The organism is Mesorhizobium sp. WSM4823, assembly GCF_055811195.1.
In genome coordinates, this window is sequence record NZ_JBVVQL010000002.1 from 66,160 (window position 1) to 82,783 (window position 16,624).

The window sequence follows — 16,624 nt, forward strand, 5'->3', positions numbered from 1 at the left end:
GTCGTGCTTCGTCGCCTTGTCCTGGCACTCTCGTTGGTCTCGATGCCGGCGGCCGGGCTGAACGGCGGCGCCTTGGCGCAAGATCTGTTCGGCGCGCCGCCGCCGAACGCGCCTTCCGGCGATGCCGGCAACCCGCCCGCCGATACATTTTCGGCGAACCCGCCGGCGACATCGGCGCCGGCCGCACCGGTACTGCCGGGGTCGCCGACGGCCGTGGTAAAACCGTTCTACGGGCATCTCGGGCTGGAGCTCGACCCGGCCGAGCGAAAGAATTTCATCGACCCGGCCAAGACCGTGCTCGACAAGAGCGATGCGCTCAGAAAATCGGGGCAGGGCGAATGCCTCGATCCCAACATGGCGCTCGGCAATGCCGATTACGATAAGCTTGCGATCGACAAGAGCCTGAAGACCATCGAAGCGGTCAATGGCGATGAGGCCAAGGTGGTCGTCGCCTTCGCCGTCGAAGGCAATGCGCACCGGCTGGAGTGGAAGCTCAGGAAGGTGGACGGCGGCTGGAAGATATCGGACCTTCTGTCGGTGACCGGCGAATGGGCGCTGAGCCAATATCAGTGCGAATGACTACGATCGCATCAGACCGCTCAACCCCTTCCGCGATAAGGCGCGACGCCTGTGTCGGGGAGCCATGCGCCTTCCGGCGGCGCGCCGGTCTGCCAGAACACATCGATCGGAATGCCGCCGCGCGGATACCAATAGCCGCCAATGCGCAGCCACAGTGGTTTGGTCGCGGCGATAATGCGGCGGCCGATCATGACGGTGCAGTCCTCATGGAAGGCGCCATGATTGCGAAACGAGGTCATGAACAGCTTGAGCGACTTCGATTCCACCAGCAGCGTGTCGGGTGCATAGTCGATGACGATATGGGCGAAATCCGGCTGGCCGGTGACCGGGCAGAGCGAGGTAAATTCCGGGCAGGTGAAGCGAACGATGGCCGGCGGCCCGTCGCCGCGCTCGAACGGCACGGTTTCCAGGACTGCCGCTTCGGGGCTCTGTGGCGTCTCGACCTTGGTGCCGAGCTGGGTAAGGTTTTTGGTGATGGTCATCGCGGCAACTCCTTGAATTTTTGCCGCTCATTAGCACAATTTGAAACAGCAGGAAGACGATGACCAGCAACGATCCGCTTCTCCAGCCCTATCAGCTCAAACATCTGACGCTGAAGAACCGGGTCATGTCGACCAGTCACGAGCCGGCCTATTCCGAGGACGGCATGCCGAAAGAGCGATACCGGCTCTACCATGCCGAAAAAGCCAAAGGCGGCATGGCGCTGACCATGACGGCAGGCTCGGCGATCGTCTCGCGTGATAGCCCAGCCGCCTTCGGCAATCTGCATCTCTATGACGACCGCATCGTGCCATGGCTCAAAGAGCTCACCGATGCCTGCCACGAGTATGACTGCAAGGTCATGATCCAGATCACCCATCTCGGGCGCCGCACCGGCTGGAACAAGGCAGACTGGCTGCCGGTGCTGTCGGCCTCACCGGTGCGCGAGCCGGCGCATCGCGCCTTCCCCAAGACAATCGAGGATTGGGACATCGAGCGCATCGTTACCGACTACGCCTCGGCCGCTCAGCGCTGCCAGGCGGCTGGCCTCGACGGCATCGAGTTCGAGGCCTACGGCCATCTGATGGACGGCTTCTGGTCGCCGGCCACCAACCATCGCGACGACGAGTTCGGTGGCTCGCTCGACAACCGCCTGCGCTTCACCAACATGGTGCTCGATGCGGTGCGGGCCGCGGTCGGCGAAAAGTTCGTCGTCGGCATCCGTATGGTCGCCGACGAGGATTTCGAGAAGGGCCTTTCGAAGGAGGAGGGGGTCGAGATCGCCAAGCGGCTGGCCGGCTCCGGCAAGGTCGATTTCCTCAACATCATCCGCGGCTCGATCGAGAGCGACGCGGCGCTGACCAAGGTCATTCCGGTGACCGGTATGCGTTCTTCGCCGCATCTTGATTTTGCCGGCGAGGTGAGGGCGGCGACGAAATTCCCGACCTTCCATGCGGCGCGCATTTCCGACGTCGCTACCGCACGTCATGCCATCGCCACGGGAAAACTCGATATGGTCGGCATGACCCGCGCCCATATCGCCGACCCGCATATCGTGAGGAAAGTGATGGAGGGTCGCGAGCATGAAATCCGCCCTTGCGTCGGCGCCACCTATTGCCTCGACCGCATCTATGAGGGCGGCGAGGCGCTGTGCGTCCACAATGCGGCGACCGGCCGCGAGGCCGAGATCCCGCACATCATCGCCAAGACCGCGGGCCCGAAGCGCAAGGTGGTGATCGTCGGCGCCGGCGCCGGCGGGCTGGAAGCGGCGCGCGTCACGGCCGAGCGTGGGCACGAGGTAACGGTGCTGGAGGCCTCGGGGCAGGCCGGCGGCCAGGTACGGCTGGCGACGCAAAACCCGCGCCGCAAGGAGCTGATCGGCATCATCGACTGGCGGCTGGCCGAACTGGACCGGCTCGGTGTCGAGATCCGCTACGACACCTGGGCGGAGAAGGACGATGTTCTGGCGCTGTCGCCAGACGTGGTGGTGGTCGCCACCGGCGGCCTGCCGCAGAACCCGCCGCTAGTTGCAGGCGATAACCTCGTCACTTCCAGTTGGGATATCATGGCCGGCAGCGTCAAGCCTGCCGAAAACGTGCTGCTCTATGACGACAATGGCGGCCATCAGGGCATGGGCGCGGCCGAGCTGATCGCGGGCAGCGGTGCAAGGCTGGAGCTGGTTTCGCCAGAACGCTTCTTTGCCCCGGAAATGGGCGGCATGAACCACGTGCCCTATATGCGCGCCTTCCAGGAGAAAGGCGTCACCATCACCATCAACACGCGGCTGCGTTCGGTGCGGCGCGAGGGCAATCAGCTGGTCGCCGAGCTTGCCTCCGACTTCGCCGACGGCTGGCGTGGCGAGCGGCGGGTCGACCAGGTGGTGGTCGAGCACGGCACCCTGCCGCTCAACGATCTCTATCTCGCACTGAAACCGCTGTCGAAGAACGGCGGCGCAGTCGATTACGAGCGGCTGGTCAGTGGCGGCGACATTTTTCCCCAGCGCAATCCGCAAGGCGGTTTCGTGCTCTTCCGCATTGGCGACGCGGTCGCCTCGCGCAATATCCATGCCGCCATCTATGACGGCATCAGGTTCGGCCTCCGGATCTGACGATCGTCACCGCTCGATTGGTGGCGCGCAGCCGAACGTCCGCACGGAGAGCCACCAGGCACGTCCGTTCGGTCTGCGCGCCGCGCACGCCGCCGGCTGACGGCCGGACATCGTAAGATCTTGTCAATTGCGGCAGGCCGCTCAAAACATCCTGGCGGTGGCCATGCAGAACACAGTGATGACCAGCAGTCCGCCAGCGATGCGTTGGCCTCGTGTCATCTTCGCGCGCAACTGGTTTTGCGTCGCTGCATCAGCGCTGGCCAACTGCCTGCTGGCAGAGCCGACCAGCGCGCCCTGGACGCCGGCGGCAATTAGGGCCGTCACGATGCCCAGCGCCAGCACCTTCTCCATCGAGCCGAAAACGCCCTCATGGAAAAAGTACCAGAGCAGCAGGCCGGTGAGGAAAACCAAGCCGGCCGCGCCCATTTGCGGCCGGAAGAACCGTTCCGCCCGAATCTCCGGTTCGCGGGCAACCGCGATGGTCGTGCCGGCCCAGAACACACCCGCCATGACGTGAAGGCCGAGGACGATGATGTAGACATATTGCATGACCGCATTTCCTCTCTTGCCCGCCGCTAGCGATATAGATAGATATCTAATGATTAGATGTCAATGTGTGGGTCGAGCCAGTTCCATAGGCCTTGGCCTTGTTCTAGTGTCGGATCATGACGCCCTTTGACCGCCCGCCAATCGGGATGAATCTCGCTCGGACCGCAAAGCTTGTCGCACAGGCCTTCGACGCAGCCTTGGTCGAGGCGGGCGGCACGCTGCCGGTCTGGGTCACCCTGCTGTCGGTCAAGTCGCGCGAACTCGCCAACCAGCGCGAGCTCGCCGGCATGATCGGCATTCGGGGCGCAACGCTGACCCACCATCTCAACGCCATGGAGACGCAAGGCCTGCTGACCCGGCGCCGCGATCCTGTCAATCGCAGGGTTCACCAGGTCGAGTTGACCGAAGCCGGCGAGGCGCTGTTCCTGAAACTGCGCACCGCCGCGTTCGCCTTCGACAAGCGGCTGCGGAAGGGGCTATCCGACGACAGGCTGGCGGAGTTTGCGGAAGTGCTTGCGGCGCTGCGGGCGAATGTCGAGGGCTAGGTGGCGCAGTCCGAATCTACCTGATGTGCTCAGCCGTCATGATCGGAGATCGCGCCGAAGGTGTAGCGGCGCAGCTTCAGCGCCTTGACCAGGGCCGTCAGGTTCGCCTTGCCGTCGAACACGTCCTGGAACATCTCGTCATGCATCAGCAGGATCAGCTTGCCCGGTTTGACGAAGCGGCCATAGCCGAACAAATGATCGATTTCGCTGACCAGATGATCGACGGTCTGCACCGGATTGCCGCTGTTTTCGTGAACCCATTCATGATCCCAGCCGTAGAGATGGAAGCCAGACGCAGCGACGAACTCGTAGTCGGGGTCCTCGCGGCCCTCTTCGGCCAGTCCGAGTGAAGTGTCGTTCTTCGACATCGAGAGCAGCCTGAACACGTCGCGCCCCGGCAGCCGTGCATGGACCGATGGTTTCAGCCCCAGCACCGCGTTGGCCCGCAGCATGTCGGCGACGACCCCTTCGGTGTCCCCGTAGAAGTGCCGGTAGTGGTTGTATGCGTGGCTGTAGCTGTAGTTGCCGATCGTTACCAGCGGCATCCTCTTGGCGCGCTGCACCAGCGCTTTGTTGAGCGCGTTCGCCTGGCATGCATGCCAACCATGAAGAGAGTCGCCGGAACTTGCTCGGCCTCGAGCACATCGAGAATGTTGCTGGTGCCGGTCAGCGGGCGGTCGTCGAAGGTGAGATAGATGGTGCGATCGGCGGCGCCTGCCGGGAAAGCAAAAAACAGCACGATCAGCACGGCAAGGCGAAGCGGCATCAGTATCCGGAATATCCGTTTCCGATCACGACAGGCGGCCATTTCCGAGGAAGCTTGTCAAGGTTTGGCGCCTTACGCCAGGCTTCCCTGGAGCACCCTCAACCTGGCCTTCCTCGGCGCCCGCGCGACCAGCCATTCGCGTGCCTTGTCCTGCGGCATCGGGAAGGCGATGGAATAGCCCTGCACCTGATCGCAGCCGATCGCCATCAGCGAATCGAGCTCGGCCTCAGTTTCTGCGCCCTCGGCGACGATCGAGATGCCGAGGCCGCGGGCGAGTTCGGTGATGGCTCGCACGATCTTGGTGTTGTCGCCGTTCTCATTGATATTCTGGACGAAGCGACGATCGATCTTCAGCCGGTCGATCTCGTTCGGGTTGACGTGACTGAGCGATGCGTAGCCGGTGCCGAAATCATCCAGTTCGAGATGCACGCCGGCGGCGCGGATATTTCGAAGCTTTGCCGCAATGCCGGTTTTCTCATCATCTAGAATGACGGATTCGACAATTTCGAGCGAAAGTCTTTGTGGCGGCAGGCCAGCCTTTTCCAACGTCTCGAAGAGGAACGCATCGAAATCAGGCTCACGCAGTTCGGAGCCGGACACGTTGACGGCGAGCCGTCCGAAGGCAATGCCGGCGCGGTTCCACTCGGCCGCCGCGCTGATCGCCTTGGCGATGACGATGCGGCCGATCTCTGCCATGAGTCCGCATTTTTCGGCGAGGGGAATGAACTCGCCCGGTGCGATCATGCCGCGCTCGGCGTGTTTCCAGCGAACCAGCGCCTCGATCCCGCCGATCGTGCCACTCGACAATGAAACCTGCGGCTGGAAATAGACCTGGAACGCCTTCTCCGAGATGGCAATCCTGATGTCATGCTCGAGCTGTTTGCGGTAATCGAGTTCCTGCCGCAACTCCTCGGAGAAGAATGAGAGACTGCCGCCGTTCTGCTTCTTGGCGCAGTGGAGCGCGAGGTCGGCGTGGACGAGCAGATCTTGTGCATTGTCGGCGTCGACCGGATAGACGGCGACGCCGGCACTGGCGCCCGGAAGGATGGTCGTGCCCTGAAAGACGATCGGCTCGTTGACCTTTCTCAGGGTGCGCCTGGCAACCATGTTGATATCCTCGGTCCCGCCGGCACCGTCGAGAATCATCACGAATTCGTCGCCGCCGAGACGAACGCAGAGATCCGACGTCCGGCAAGAATCGCGCATCCGCTGCGCCGTCACCACCAGCACATAGTCGCCGGCGGCGTGGCCGAGTGTGTCGTTGATCTGCTTGAACCGGTCGAGGTCCAGCTGGACCGCCGCAAGCCGTTCTCGCCGACGCTGCGCGCCCTTGATCAACGTATCGAAATGGTCGGTCAGGAAGGTGCGGTTGTGCAAGCCGGTAAGGCCGTCATGCACGGCGATGAAGGCCATCGAATTGCGGGCATCGATCAGCTCATGCGTTTTGCGCAGAATGGCGTTCGACATCGGCCTGAAGATGAAAAGTGCCACCAGCACGATGACGCCGATGGTGGTGTAGAACAGCGTTCGATGGAGATCGAGAAGTGTTTCCGATCGTGCATCGGCGTGGGCGCTGATGCGCTGGCCGAGTGCCGCATAGCCCGACAGCGTAGCGTTGGCGATGGAAGCGTCGAGGTTGACGCGTTCGCCGCCGCCCTTGTAGCCGCCATTATCGGCCATGCCGAGTTGCGATTCAAACGCCGAAACCAGGCGTCCGCCGTTGGCAATAAGCCCGACCGAGAAGTAATCGAGATGAAACGGCTTGGCGAAAAGTACGCTCTCGATCGATTTTGGGTCGAACCTTGCCGGCGACGCCGGGTGGGCGACGACTCGCTCGAGCAGGAGATCGTAGTTCCTCTCGAACTCCGCCGTTGCCTGTTTGAATGCGGTGACCAGAGCCGGTTGCTGGTCACGCGAAGCAGCACCTGCCGCGTTGGCAAGGAAGACAATGCGTTGCGACAGCGCCTTTTGCGTGCCGACGACGTCGAGCAGCGCATCGTCGTGCCGCTGGGCAGCCATCATCTGCTGGAGAAGGACGAAAGAGGCAATCACCATGGCTGCAATGATCAGCAGCGCCAGCCAATAGCCCGCCCTGATCAACAGTACGAGCCTGCCCGAAATGGTTTGCACCGGCTGCTGCGACATTTTCTGGGGCGGTCCCTCTCGCCGACAGATTGTTAGGTGTGAGAACCATTGGCTTGAAAGTGTTAACAGCTCTGGAAGTCGACAGACCGGCGACAGCGGCAGCGGTGGAAAAGCTCGCGAAATGGTTATCGCGTTCTTTCGCGGCGCGCCCGCATTTGAACATCAGCCATTGACGCCATTCGGGGTACTGGCCTTCGCGCCACCAAAGCGGTCGCTTTTGCGGTGGATTTTTCGCCCGCGCGGGGCGACAGTCCATTCAATCTCAACAGGGCCTGATCATGAGCGCGGCATTCCTCTCCCACATCGACAGCGAGCTTCAGGGGCTGAAATCGGCCGGCCTCTTCAAATCCGAGCGGGTGATCACCTCGACGCAGTCGGCCGAGATTGAAGTGGGCGGCGAGAAGGTGCTGAATTTCTGCGCCAACAACTATCTCGGCCTCGCCGACAGCGCCGAGTTGCGCGACGCGGCCAAGCAGGCGCTTGACCGCTATGGTTATGGCATGGCGTCGGTGCGTTTCATCTGCGGCACGCAGGAAGAGCACAAGCAGCTCGAGGCGACGATTTCTGGCTTTCTCGGCATGGAGGACACGATCCTCTATGGCTCCTGCTTCGATGCCAATGGCGGCCTGTTCGAGACGCTGCTCGGCGAGGAGGATGCGGTCATCTCCGACGCGCTGAACCACGCTTCGATCATCGACGGCGTGCGGCTGTCGAAAGCAAAACGCTTCCGCTACGCCAACAACGACATGGCCGATCTGGAGGCGCGGCTGAAGGAGGCAATGGATTGCCGTTTCCGGCTGATCGCCACCGATGGCGTGTTTTCCATGGATGGCATCATCGCCAATCTGAAGGGCGTCTGCGATCTCGCCGAAAAGTACGATGCGATGGTTATGGTCGACGACAGCCATGCGGTCGGCTTCGTCGGCAAGAACGGCCGCGGCTCGGCCGAGCATTGCGGCGTCGAAGGCAGGGTGGATATCATCACCGGCACGCTCGGCAAGGCATTGGGCGGCGCGTCGGGCGGCTACACATCGGGCAGGAGCCAGGTGGTCGACTGGCTGCGCCAGCGCTCGCGGCCCTATCTGTTTTCCAACACGCTTATGCCGGCCATCGCCGGCGCCTCGATCCGGGTCTTCGAACTGATCGGCAATGGCGATGCGCTGCGTCAGCGCCTATATGCCAATGCGGCGCGCTTCCGGTCTGAAATGGGTAAGCTCGGCTTCACGCTTGCCGGCGCCGACCATCCGATCATCCCGGTCATGCTGGGCGACGCGACGCTGGCGCAGGAGATGGCAGCGCGCATGCTGAAGCGCGGCATCTACGTCATCGGCTTCTCGTTTCCGGTGGTGCCGAAGGGCCAAGCGCGGATCCGCACGCAAATGTCGGCCGCCCATTCCAGTGCCGACATCGACCGTGCGGTTGAGGCGTTCGGTGCGGTCGGGCGCGAACTCGGTGTGATTTCCTGACGGCCGGAACCGAAAAGCGATTCCGGATCAAGAGATGCAAGCGACTAAGGTTCTGGGGACAAAAGCATGTCGAACATGATGAAGGCGCTGGTCAAAGCCAAGGCCGAGCCGGGCATCTGGATGGAAGAAGTGCCGGTGCCGGAAATCGGCCCGAACGACGTTCTGATCAAGATCAAGAAGACCGCGATCTGCGGTACCGACGTCCACATCTACAATTGGGACCAGTGGGCGCAGAAGACCGTGCCGGTGCCGATGGTGACCGGCCACGAGTTTGTTGGCACGGTCGCCGATTTCGGTGCGGCGGTAACCGAGTACAAGGTCGGCCAGCGCGTTTCGGGTGAAGGCCATATCGTCTGTGGCCATTGCCGCAATTGCCGGGCAGGCAGGGGGCATCTGTGCCGCAACACGCTCGGCGTCGGCGTCAACCGGCCGGGCGCCTTCGGCGAATATCTGGCGATCCCGCAGCACAATGTCGTGCCGATCCCCGACGATGTGCCCGACGAGATCGCCGCGATCTTCGATCCCTTAGGCAATGCGGTGCACACCGCATTGTCCTTCGATCTCGTCGGCGAGGACGTGCTGGTCACCGGCGCCGGGCCGATCGGCATCATGGGTGCGCTGGTGGCGCAGTGTGTCGGCGCGCGAAAAGTGGTCATCACCGACATCAACCCCGTGCGATTGGCGCTGGCGAAAAAACTCGGCGTCCAGCATGTGGTCGACGCGTCGAAGGAAAAGCTGCGCGATATCATGCCGGCGCTCGGCATGACTGAAGGTTTTGACGTCGGCCTCGAAATGTCGGGTGCGGCGCCCGCCTTCCGCGACATGATCGACACCATGAACAATGGCGGCAAGATCGCCATCCTCGGCATCGCGCCGACCGGCTTCGAGATCGACTGGAACAAGGTCATCTTCAAGATGCTGCACTTGAAGGGCATCTACGGCCGCGAGATGTTCGAGACCTGGTACAAGATGATCGCGCTGGTGCAGGGTCCGCTCGATGTCAGCGGCCTGATTACCCACCGCATCGGCATTGACGACTATATTTCCGGCTTCGAGGCGATGAAGAGCGGCAATTCCGGCAAGGTGGTGATGGATTGGTAGGCCAGCTATCCTTCCGCCACCTGAACCCACACTGGAACGCTGAGCCGAACGCTCCCGATGTGGAACTGACGGTTGAGGGCGACACGGTTCAGCTTACATTTCTCTTGAATTCCTGGGCCTATGACGCGAGCAAGGGAGAAACAGGAACCCTTCGTTTCATCGGTTGCAGCCGTTGGCGATGGGACTCCACTAACGATCACGCCTGGTTCGCAGGTAAGGGCCTTTACGGCAAGCAAGCTCCAAAATGGGGCGAGTTCTACGAGGTGATCGGCGATAGCCGGCCAATCGGCGAAGACGACTGGGAAGTTCTGTCGCCAGACGGACCCACATCGCGACAATTCCTGTTCTATTTTCGCGACGACGCCATCGAAGTCATTGCTGAAGACTGGTCGCTTACTCGACAATTGCCAAGCATCGACTAGCCTTTTTGTTCAGGGGGCGACTTACTCCCCAAGCGAGCATCCAGTGCGGCCAACGCTGTTTTGATTGCCGCCCGTTCGACGTTGCTCAGTTTCTCCAACAATTCCCGCTCGAACGCTTTTGCGAGCGGCACCATCTCGCCATAGGCGGCAAGGCCTGCTCTTGTCAGGGTCAGATGTTCGAGGCGGCGGTCATTTTTATCCGGAGTTCGGATCAGCCACCGACGCCTCTCCAGCTCCGCCACGGCTCGAGAAACCTTCGTCTTGTGCATGGCCGATTGCTTGCCGAGCTCCGTCGCGGTCATCGTGCCGTGCTGGCCGAGACCGGCCAGCGTGCGCCACTCCGGGCGCGTGAGGCCGTGACGGTCCTTGTAGACTCGCGAGAATTCGCGACTGACGGCATCGGCGAGACGATAGAGCCGGTAAGGCAGGAAGCTTTCGAGCTCGAGAATGTCCATTGTGCGCATCCGGGCAAATCGGAAGATTGATAGTTACATCTTCGATGGTTACAAATGAAACCAATTTGGTCAATCCAAGGAGGATGCCATGGCCTTTTCCTACATGCCGGGGTTCGGCAACGACTTCGAGACCGAAACCTTGCCTGGCTCGCTACCGCAAGGCCGGAACTCGCCGCAGCGGCCGGCCTACGGCCTCTATGCCGAGCAGCTTTCGGGCTCGCCCTTCACCGCGCCGCGCGGCACCAATGAGCGTTCCTGGCTCTATCGCATCAGGCCGAGCGTCAGGCACACCGGTCGCTTCAAACCAGCAAGTTACCCCCTGTGGAAAAGCGCGCCCAATCTCGGCGATCACGAGTTGGCGCTCGGCCAGTATCGCTGGAATCCGGTGCCGATGCCGAAGGAGCCGACCGACTTCATCGCCGGCATACGCTCGATCACCACCGCCGGCGACGTGCTCGGCCAGACCGGCATGGCCGCCCATGTCTATGTCGCCAACCGTTCGATGGTCGACGACCATTTCTTCAACGCCGATGGCGAGTTGCTTGTCGTGCCGCAGGTCGGCAGCCTGCGCTTCGTCACCGAGATGGGCGTCATCGAACTCAGGCCGGGCGAGATCGCGGTGCTGCCGCGCGGCCTCGTGTTCAAGGTCGAGCTGGTCGATGAAACAGTGCGCGGCTATGTCTGCGAGAATTACGGCGCCAAGCTGACGCTGCCGGATCGTGGCCCGATCGGCGCCAATTGCCTGGCCAACCCGCGCGATTTCAAGACGCCTTGCGCCTGGTTCGAGGACAAGGAGACGCCGTGCCGGCTGATCGTGAAATGGTGCGGGCAGTTCCACGTGACCGAACTTGATCATTCGCCGCTGGATGTGGTGGCGTGGCACGGCAATTATTCGCCCTACAAATATGATCTTGCGACCTTTTCGCCGGTCGGCGCACTGTTGTTCGACCATCCCGATCCGTCGATCTTCACGGTGCTGACAGCGCCGAGCGGCGAGGAGGGCACCGCTAATATCGACTTCGTCATCTTCCCGCCGCGCTGGCTGGTGGCCGAGAACACCTTCCGCCCGCCCTGGTATCACCGCAACATCATGAGCGAGTTCATGGGCCTGATCCACGGCCAGTACGATGCCAAGGAAGAGGGCTTCGTTCCCGGCGGCATCAGCCTGCACAATCTGATGCTGGCCCACGGGCCTGATGCGTCTGGCTTCGAAAAGGCCTCGCGCGCCGAACTGAAACCGGTCAAGCTCGACAACACCATGGCCTTCATGTTCGAGACGCGATTCCCGCAGATGCTGACCCGCTACGCCGCCGAGGTTGAAACCCGGCAGGATAACTACATCGACTGCTGGGCCGATCTGAAGAAGCGTTTCAACGGCACGCCCGAGGGCGACTGGTCTTGAGCGCTGATCCAACGCGGCTGGTGCTTCTGGGCTCGAAGGGTGGCCCGGCGCTCCGGCCGGGCGGGCCGTGGCCGAGTTCGTCGCTGCTGGAGATCGGCGGCCGCAACATCGTCGTCGATTGCGGGCTTGGCGTGACGCGCGGGCTGGCCGACGCCGGCATTAGCCTCAAGGCGCTCGACCTGGTCTTCGTTACGCATCTGCATTCCGACCATGTGCTGGAACTCGGGCCGCTGATCCACACCGCCTGGACGGCGGGTCTGGCGACACCGGTCGCTGTGTTCGGCCCGCCCGGCACCGGCCATTACTGGCAGCGCTTTTGCCAGGCGATGGAGTTCGACATCGAGATCCGCATCACCGACGAAGGCCGGCCGGATATCGCAGACATGGTTTCGATCGTCGAATTCGGCCAAGGCCGGGTGGTGGAGGAGCGCGGCCTGAAGGTTTCAGCGCTGCGCGTCGATCATCCGCCGGTGACCGACTGCTTTGCGCTGCGCTTCGAACATGGTGCAAAAAGCGTCGTGTTCTCAGCCGATACGGCATATTTTCCGCCATTGGCCGATTTTGCCAAAGGCGCGGACATCCTCGTCCACGAAGCCATGCTGGAAGGAGGCATCGAGCGGTTGGTTGCTCGGACCGGCAACGGCGCGCGTCTAAGGGAACATTTGCTCGCTAGCCACTCGTTTGCCGCAGATGCCGGCCGTATCGCCACTGATGCCGGGGTCGGAAGACTGGTGCTCAACCACCTCATTCCGGCCGACGATCCCGAGTTCGGCGAAGCCGACTGGATCGCCGCCGTCAGGAAAACATGGGCCGGCGACTTGACGATCGCCCGCGACGGCCTTGTTGTGGGGCTGGAGCATGATCCCGAAAAGTGGGAACCGGTTTTCGGAAGAGATCATGCGTAAAACAAAATTCAAAGCGGCACCAAAGCCGCATCAGGAGAGGAAACCGCATGAAGCTTGCCACAATGAAGGACGGGACGCGTGACGGAAAGTTGGTCGTCGTCTCGCGCGACCTGACGCGGTTCACCGATGCCTCGTTTCTGGTGCCGACGCTGCAGGCGGCGCTCGACGACTGGGGCCGGATAGCGCCGCATTTGGCTGCCATGGCGGAATCGCTGGAGAACAATGCGGTGCCGTCAGCACGCTTTCACGAGCACGACGCCCATTCGCCGCTGCCGCGCGCCTATCAATGGGCGGACGGCTCGGCCTATGTGAACCATGTCGATTTGGTGCGGAAGGCGCGGGGCGCCGAGATGCCGGCAAGCTTCTGGACCGATCCGCTGATTTATCAGGGTGGTTCGGACAGTTTCATCGCGCCGCGTGATCCGATCCGGGCGGCCGACGAGGCTTTTGGCGTCGACATGGAAGGGGAGGTTGCTGTCGTTATCGATGATGTTCCGATGGGAGCAAGCCTGGATGAGACGCGGGCCGCGATCCGGCTGGTCATGCTGGTCAATGACGTCACGCTGCGCTCCCTGACCGTGCCAGAGCTTGCCAAGGGCTTTGGCTTCTTCCAGTCGAAACCATCCTCGGCTTTTTCGCCCGTCGCGGTGACGCCGGACGAGTTGGGCGATGCCTGGGATGGCGGCAAGGTCAGCCTGCCGCTGCTGGTCGATCTCAACGGCAAGCCGTTTGGCCGGGCGAACGCCGGCGTGGATATAACCTTCGATTTTCCGGCGCTGGTCGCACATGCCGCGAAAACGCGGCCGCTGGCCGCCGGCACCATCATCGGTTCGGGCACGGTCTCCAACAAGCTCGACGGCGGCCCGGGCAAGCCTGTCTCGGCGGGCGGCGCCGGCTATTCCTGCATTGCCGAATTGCGCATGATCGAGACGATCGAGGCGGGCGCGCCGAACACGCCATTCCTGCGCTTTGGCGACACTGTGCGCATCGAGATGAAGGACAAGGCCGGACATTCGATCTTCGGCGCCATCGAGCAGAGGGTCGAGAAATACGAAAGCTAGGACAATGACAGGCACGTCTTTCTATTTGCTGTGCGGCGTCTGGGCCCTTGTCATGCTGGCGATCTTCATCCAGGCGATCCGGCTGAGCTATCGTATCGAAGCACGCTCTCCCGACCTGACCAACCGCAGCGGCTTTCCGCGCAACGCGATGATGTTCCACACCGTCACCAACATGAACGTCGCGCGGGATCAGGAAACGCAAGCCATGCGGCGGCGCATGAACCGGCTTCTGCTGATCGTTCTCGCCGGATTTGCGCTTCTGTGGGCGGGCGTGTCTTTGGTCCAGTCAGCGGAGTGAAGCCATGGACCTGCTAGACCATCTCCGTCGCATGGCGTGCAACAATCTCTGGTCGAACGACCGGCTCTATCGTGCTGTGTTGCAGCTTCAGCCCGGTGAATTCGAAGCCGAGCGAACCAGCTTCTTCCCGTCGATCAAGGCAACGCTCAACCACATCCTGGCGGTCGATCATCTCTATCTCGATTTTCTCGAAGAGGGCGGCGTTGGCGCCGCGGCCTATGATGAGTTCTTGTTCTTCGACGAAGCTGACGCGCTCTTTGGCAAGCGGGCGGCGGCCGACCGGCGGCTGGTCGTCTTTTGCGACCGTCTGTCGGCCGACGATCTCGATCGCCGCGTCATAACCGACCGGCGCGAGGACGGCATGATACCAGAGCGCATCGGCGATCTGCTCGCCCATCTATTCATCCACGACATCCATCATCGCGGCCAAGTGCACGCAATGCTGTCCGGCACGTCGGTGAAGCCGCCGCAACTCGACGAGTTCTTCCTCGACTATGACCTGAAGCTGCGGAAAGCAGAGGTCGAGAGGCTGAATCTGGAATGATCAAACCAACGCAACGTCATAGGCTGAAAAATGCCGATCCGCAGTGACCAACGTCAGGCCTTCAATTTGAGCCTGTGCGATGAGCAGACGGTCGAAAGGATCGCGGTGATGGAGCGGCAAATGCTCAAGCCTCGCCGCGTGTAGTTCATTCACACTGAGGATCGGAATGCCGTTCGACCGCAAGATCTCCACTATGTTGCCTGTGAGCGTGACTTTGCCGAGCGATTTCTTGATGGCGATCTCTGCTACCGAGACGGCGCTGACGACCACATCCTCGCCCGCAAGAAAGATGTCGCGATGGTGGTCCGAAAGGCGTGAGTCTGCGTTGAGTACCCAAAGCAGAATATGAGTATCCACCAGATATTGGTGGCTCATTTAGTGTACTCGTCCCATTCGGGACCGAGTTCATCAAAATCATCCGATATCCGAATTTGGCCTTTCAGGGCCCCAAAAAGGCCCTTGCTCCCGCCAGCCCGGGCGGGCGCGCTCAAGGTCGCCACCACCTCCCCATGCCGCGTCAGATGGATCTCTTCGCCGGCCTGGGCACGTTTCACCAACTCGGAGAGTTGGGCCTTTGCTTTTGCCATCGGAACATTCATGGTCAGACCTCTTATGACCAGAATTTAGGTCATAACTGATCAAACCACAAGGCACCTCGGCCGAACTGGCTACGCCGCCTTGCCGTCCACCTTCAGCACCCCGCGCTTGATCTGGTCCTGCTCGATCGATTCGAACAATGCGCGGAAATTGCCCTCGCCAAAGCCTTCGTCGCCCTTCCTCTGGATGAACTCGAAGAAGATCGGTCCGATTACGGTTTTTGAAAAAATCTGCAGCAGAATCTTGGTCGTGCCGCCGTCGACGACGCCTTCGCCGTCGATCAGTATGCCGTGCCTCTTCATCCGGTGGATCGGCTCGTCATGGCCGCTCACCCTGTCAAGGGACATGTCGTAATAGGTCTCGGGCGGACCCGGCATGAATTTCAGCCCGTTGGCGGCCAGTCTGTCGGTGGCGCCGTAGATCTCGTCCGTGCCGACAGCGATGTGCTGGATGCCTTCGCCATTGTACTTCTTCAGATATTCGGCGATCTGGCTGGTGTCGTCCTTGGACTCGTTCAGCGGAATGCGGATCTTGCCGCAGGGCGAGGTAATGGCGCGGCTGACCAGGCCGGTGATCTTGCCGTCGATGTCGAAGAAATGGATTTGCTTGAAGCCGAACAGGTCGCGATAGAAGTCCCACCATTTGTCCATCTGGCCGCGGTAGACATTGTGGGTGAGGTGGTCGAGATAATAGAAGCCGACGCCTTTCGGCTTCGGGTCGCGTGTCCCCAGCCAGTCGAACTCGGCATCATAGGCCGAGCCTTTTTCGCCGTAGACCTCGATGAAATAAAGCAGCGACCCGCCGATGCCGACGATTGCTGGCACATCGAGCGCCTTGTCCGCGCCTTCATAGGGCGTGGCGCCCTTGGCAACGGCATGATCGAAGGCATGCTTGGCGTCGACCACTCGCCAGGCCATCGAGGCTGCGCAAGGCCCATGCTTGTCGACGAATTTCATCGCATGCGAGCCGGGCTCGGCATTGACGACATAGTTGATGTCGCCCTGCCGCCAGACGGTGATGTTCTTCGTGCGGTGTTTCGCAACCGCGACATAGCCCATACGGTTGAAAAGCTCGGCCAGCTTTTCCGGCTCGGGATGCGCGAACTCGACTAATTCGAAGCCGTCGGTGCCGGCGGGGTTGGCTTTGCTGATCTTCGCGGGCGGAGCATCGTGCGGGAAGGGGCCCATGGCATTGTCCTCCAA

Annotated in this window: 20 protein-coding genes; 11 read left to right on the forward strand and 9 right to left on the reverse strand. The window is 61.7% G+C overall.

What is annotated here, in order from left to right:
* The first annotated feature begins 3 nt into the window (after positions 1 to 3).
* Positions 4 to 579: a hypothetical protein gene (locus AC0L26_RS05195; protein WP_473631599.1), complete on the forward strand. Its 576-nt coding sequence runs from the start codon at positions 4 to 6 to the stop codon at positions 577 to 579.
* Positions 580 to 599: 20 nt separating this feature from the next.
* Here AC0L26_RS05195 and queF read toward each other — a convergent pair whose 3' ends face one another.
* Positions 600 to 1,061 carry a preQ(1) synthase gene (gene queF / locus AC0L26_RS05200; RefSeq protein WP_473631600.1) on the reverse strand — a complete coding sequence of 154 codons (462 nt, stop codon included), beginning with the start codon at positions 1,059 to 1,061 and terminating at the stop codon, positions 600 to 602.
* Between the two features lie 59 nt (positions 1,062 to 1,120).
* Between queF and AC0L26_RS05205 the strand changes: the two genes are divergently transcribed.
* Positions 1,121 to 3,166 (forward strand): oxidoreductase, encoded by a 2,046-nt coding sequence (locus AC0L26_RS05205; RefSeq protein WP_473631601.1) that lies wholly within the window; start codon positions 1,121 to 1,123, stop codon positions 3,164 to 3,166.
* Between the two features lie 141 nt (positions 3,167 to 3,307).
* Here AC0L26_RS05205 and AC0L26_RS05210 read toward each other — a convergent pair whose 3' ends face one another.
* Entirely contained in the window at positions 3,308 to 3,715 is a 408-nt protein-coding gene (locus AC0L26_RS05210; RefSeq protein ID WP_473631602.1) for a hypothetical protein, read from the reverse strand.
* Positions 3,716 to 3,861: 146 nt separating this feature from the next.
* On the opposite strand from AC0L26_RS05210, the gene AC0L26_RS05215 reads away from it, so the two are divergent.
* Positions 3,862 to 4,260 (forward strand): MarR family winged helix-turn-helix transcriptional regulator, encoded by a 399-nt coding sequence (locus AC0L26_RS05215; RefSeq protein ID WP_473631603.1) that lies wholly within the window; start codon positions 3,862 to 3,864, stop codon positions 4,258 to 4,260.
* 29 nt (positions 4,261 to 4,289) lie between these two features.
* Here AC0L26_RS05215 and AC0L26_RS05220 read toward each other — a convergent pair whose 3' ends face one another.
* From AC0L26_RS05220 to AC0L26_RS05230, 3 genes are all read right to left on the reverse strand, one after another.
* A complete protein-coding gene (locus AC0L26_RS05220) occupies positions 4,290 to 4,805 on the reverse strand; it encodes a polysaccharide deacetylase family protein (protein ID WP_473631604.1) in 516 nt (171 codons plus the stop codon).
* Positions 4,793 to 5,026, reverse strand: coding sequence for a polysaccharide deacetylase family protein (locus tag AC0L26_RS05225; protein WP_473631605.1), 234 nt, complete (start codon positions 5,024 to 5,026; stop codon positions 4,793 to 4,795). The genes AC0L26_RS05220 and AC0L26_RS05225 overlap by 13 nt, the downstream gene beginning before the upstream one ends.
* Before the next feature lie 72 nt (positions 5,027 to 5,098).
* Positions 5,099 to 7,171, reverse strand: coding sequence for a putative bifunctional diguanylate cyclase/phosphodiesterase (locus tag AC0L26_RS05230; protein WP_473631606.1), 2,073 nt, complete (start codon positions 7,169 to 7,171; stop codon positions 5,099 to 5,101).
* A 278-nt stretch (positions 7,172 to 7,449) separates the two neighbouring features.
* Between AC0L26_RS05230 and AC0L26_RS05235 the strand changes: the two genes are divergently transcribed.
* From AC0L26_RS05235 to AC0L26_RS05245, 3 genes are all read left to right on the forward strand, one after another.
* Positions 7,450 to 8,637, forward strand: a complete 1,188-nt coding sequence (locus AC0L26_RS05235) for a glycine C-acetyltransferase (protein ID WP_473631607.1) — start codon at positions 7,450 to 7,452, stop codon at positions 8,635 to 8,637.
* A 66-nt stretch (positions 8,638 to 8,703) separates the two neighbouring features.
* Entirely contained in the window at positions 8,704 to 9,738 is a 1,035-nt protein-coding gene (tdh, locus tag AC0L26_RS05240; RefSeq protein ID WP_292399008.1) for an L-threonine 3-dehydrogenase, read from the forward strand.
* A complete protein-coding gene (locus AC0L26_RS05245) occupies positions 9,732 to 10,160 on the forward strand; it encodes a hypothetical protein (protein WP_473631608.1) in 429 nt (142 codons plus the stop codon). The genes tdh and AC0L26_RS05245 overlap by 7 nt, the downstream gene beginning before the upstream one ends.
* Here the strand turns inward: AC0L26_RS05245 and AC0L26_RS05250 are convergent.
* Entirely contained in the window at positions 10,157 to 10,615 is a 459-nt protein-coding gene (locus AC0L26_RS05250; RefSeq protein WP_473631609.1) for a MarR family winged helix-turn-helix transcriptional regulator, read from the reverse strand. The genes AC0L26_RS05245 and AC0L26_RS05250 overlap by 4 nt on opposite strands.
* A gap of 88 nt (positions 10,616 to 10,703) precedes the next feature.
* Between AC0L26_RS05250 and hmgA the strand changes: the two genes are divergently transcribed.
* Genes hmgA through AC0L26_RS05275 form a run of 5 tightly spaced genes read left to right on the forward strand, consistent with a single transcriptional unit; the run spans position 10,704 to position 14,825 of the window.
* The gene (gene hmgA, locus AC0L26_RS05255) at positions 10,704 to 12,017 is read left to right on the forward strand and encodes a homogentisate 1,2-dioxygenase (RefSeq protein WP_473631610.1); all 1,314 of its coding nucleotides are present in this window, start codon (positions 10,704 to 10,706) and stop codon (positions 12,015 to 12,017) included.
* On the forward strand, positions 12,014 to 12,922 hold the full coding sequence (locus tag AC0L26_RS05260; RefSeq protein ID WP_473631611.1) for an MBL fold metallo-hydrolase: 909 nt from the start codon (positions 12,014 to 12,016) through the stop codon (positions 12,920 to 12,922). The genes hmgA and AC0L26_RS05260 overlap by 4 nt, the downstream gene beginning before the upstream one ends.
* Positions 12,923 to 12,969: 47 nt before the next feature.
* A complete protein-coding gene (locus AC0L26_RS05265; RefSeq protein WP_473631612.1) occupies positions 12,970 to 13,983 on the forward strand; it encodes a fumarylacetoacetate hydrolase family protein in 1,014 nt (337 codons plus the stop codon).
* 4 nt (positions 13,984 to 13,987) lie between these two features.
* Complete coding sequence (locus AC0L26_RS05270) at positions 13,988 to 14,281, forward strand: hypothetical protein (RefSeq protein WP_473631613.1); 294 nt, start codon at positions 13,988 to 13,990, stop codon at positions 14,279 to 14,281.
* 4 nt (positions 14,282 to 14,285) lie between these two features.
* Entirely contained in the window at positions 14,286 to 14,825 is a 540-nt protein-coding gene (locus AC0L26_RS05275) for a DinB family protein (protein ID WP_473631614.1), read from the forward strand.
* On the opposite strand, the gene AC0L26_RS05280 is transcribed toward AC0L26_RS05275, so the two are convergent.
* From AC0L26_RS05280 to hppD, 3 genes are all read right to left on the reverse strand, one after another.
* Positions 14,826 to 15,200: a type II toxin-antitoxin system VapC family toxin gene (locus AC0L26_RS05280; protein WP_095485688.1), complete on the reverse strand. Its 375-nt coding sequence runs from the start codon at positions 15,198 to 15,200 to the stop codon at positions 14,826 to 14,828.
* Positions 15,197 to 15,424, reverse strand: coding sequence for a type II toxin-antitoxin system Phd/YefM family antitoxin (locus AC0L26_RS05285; protein ID WP_095485689.1), 228 nt, complete (start codon positions 15,422 to 15,424; stop codon positions 15,197 to 15,199). Before AC0L26_RS05285 ends, AC0L26_RS05280 begins: the two co-directional genes overlap by 4 nt.
* A gap of 69 nt (positions 15,425 to 15,493) precedes the next feature.
* A complete protein-coding gene (gene hppD / locus AC0L26_RS05290) occupies positions 15,494 to 16,609 on the reverse strand; it encodes a 4-hydroxyphenylpyruvate dioxygenase (protein ID WP_473631615.1) in 1,116 nt (371 codons plus the stop codon).
* Between the last annotated feature and the right edge of the window lie 15 nt (positions 16,610 to 16,624).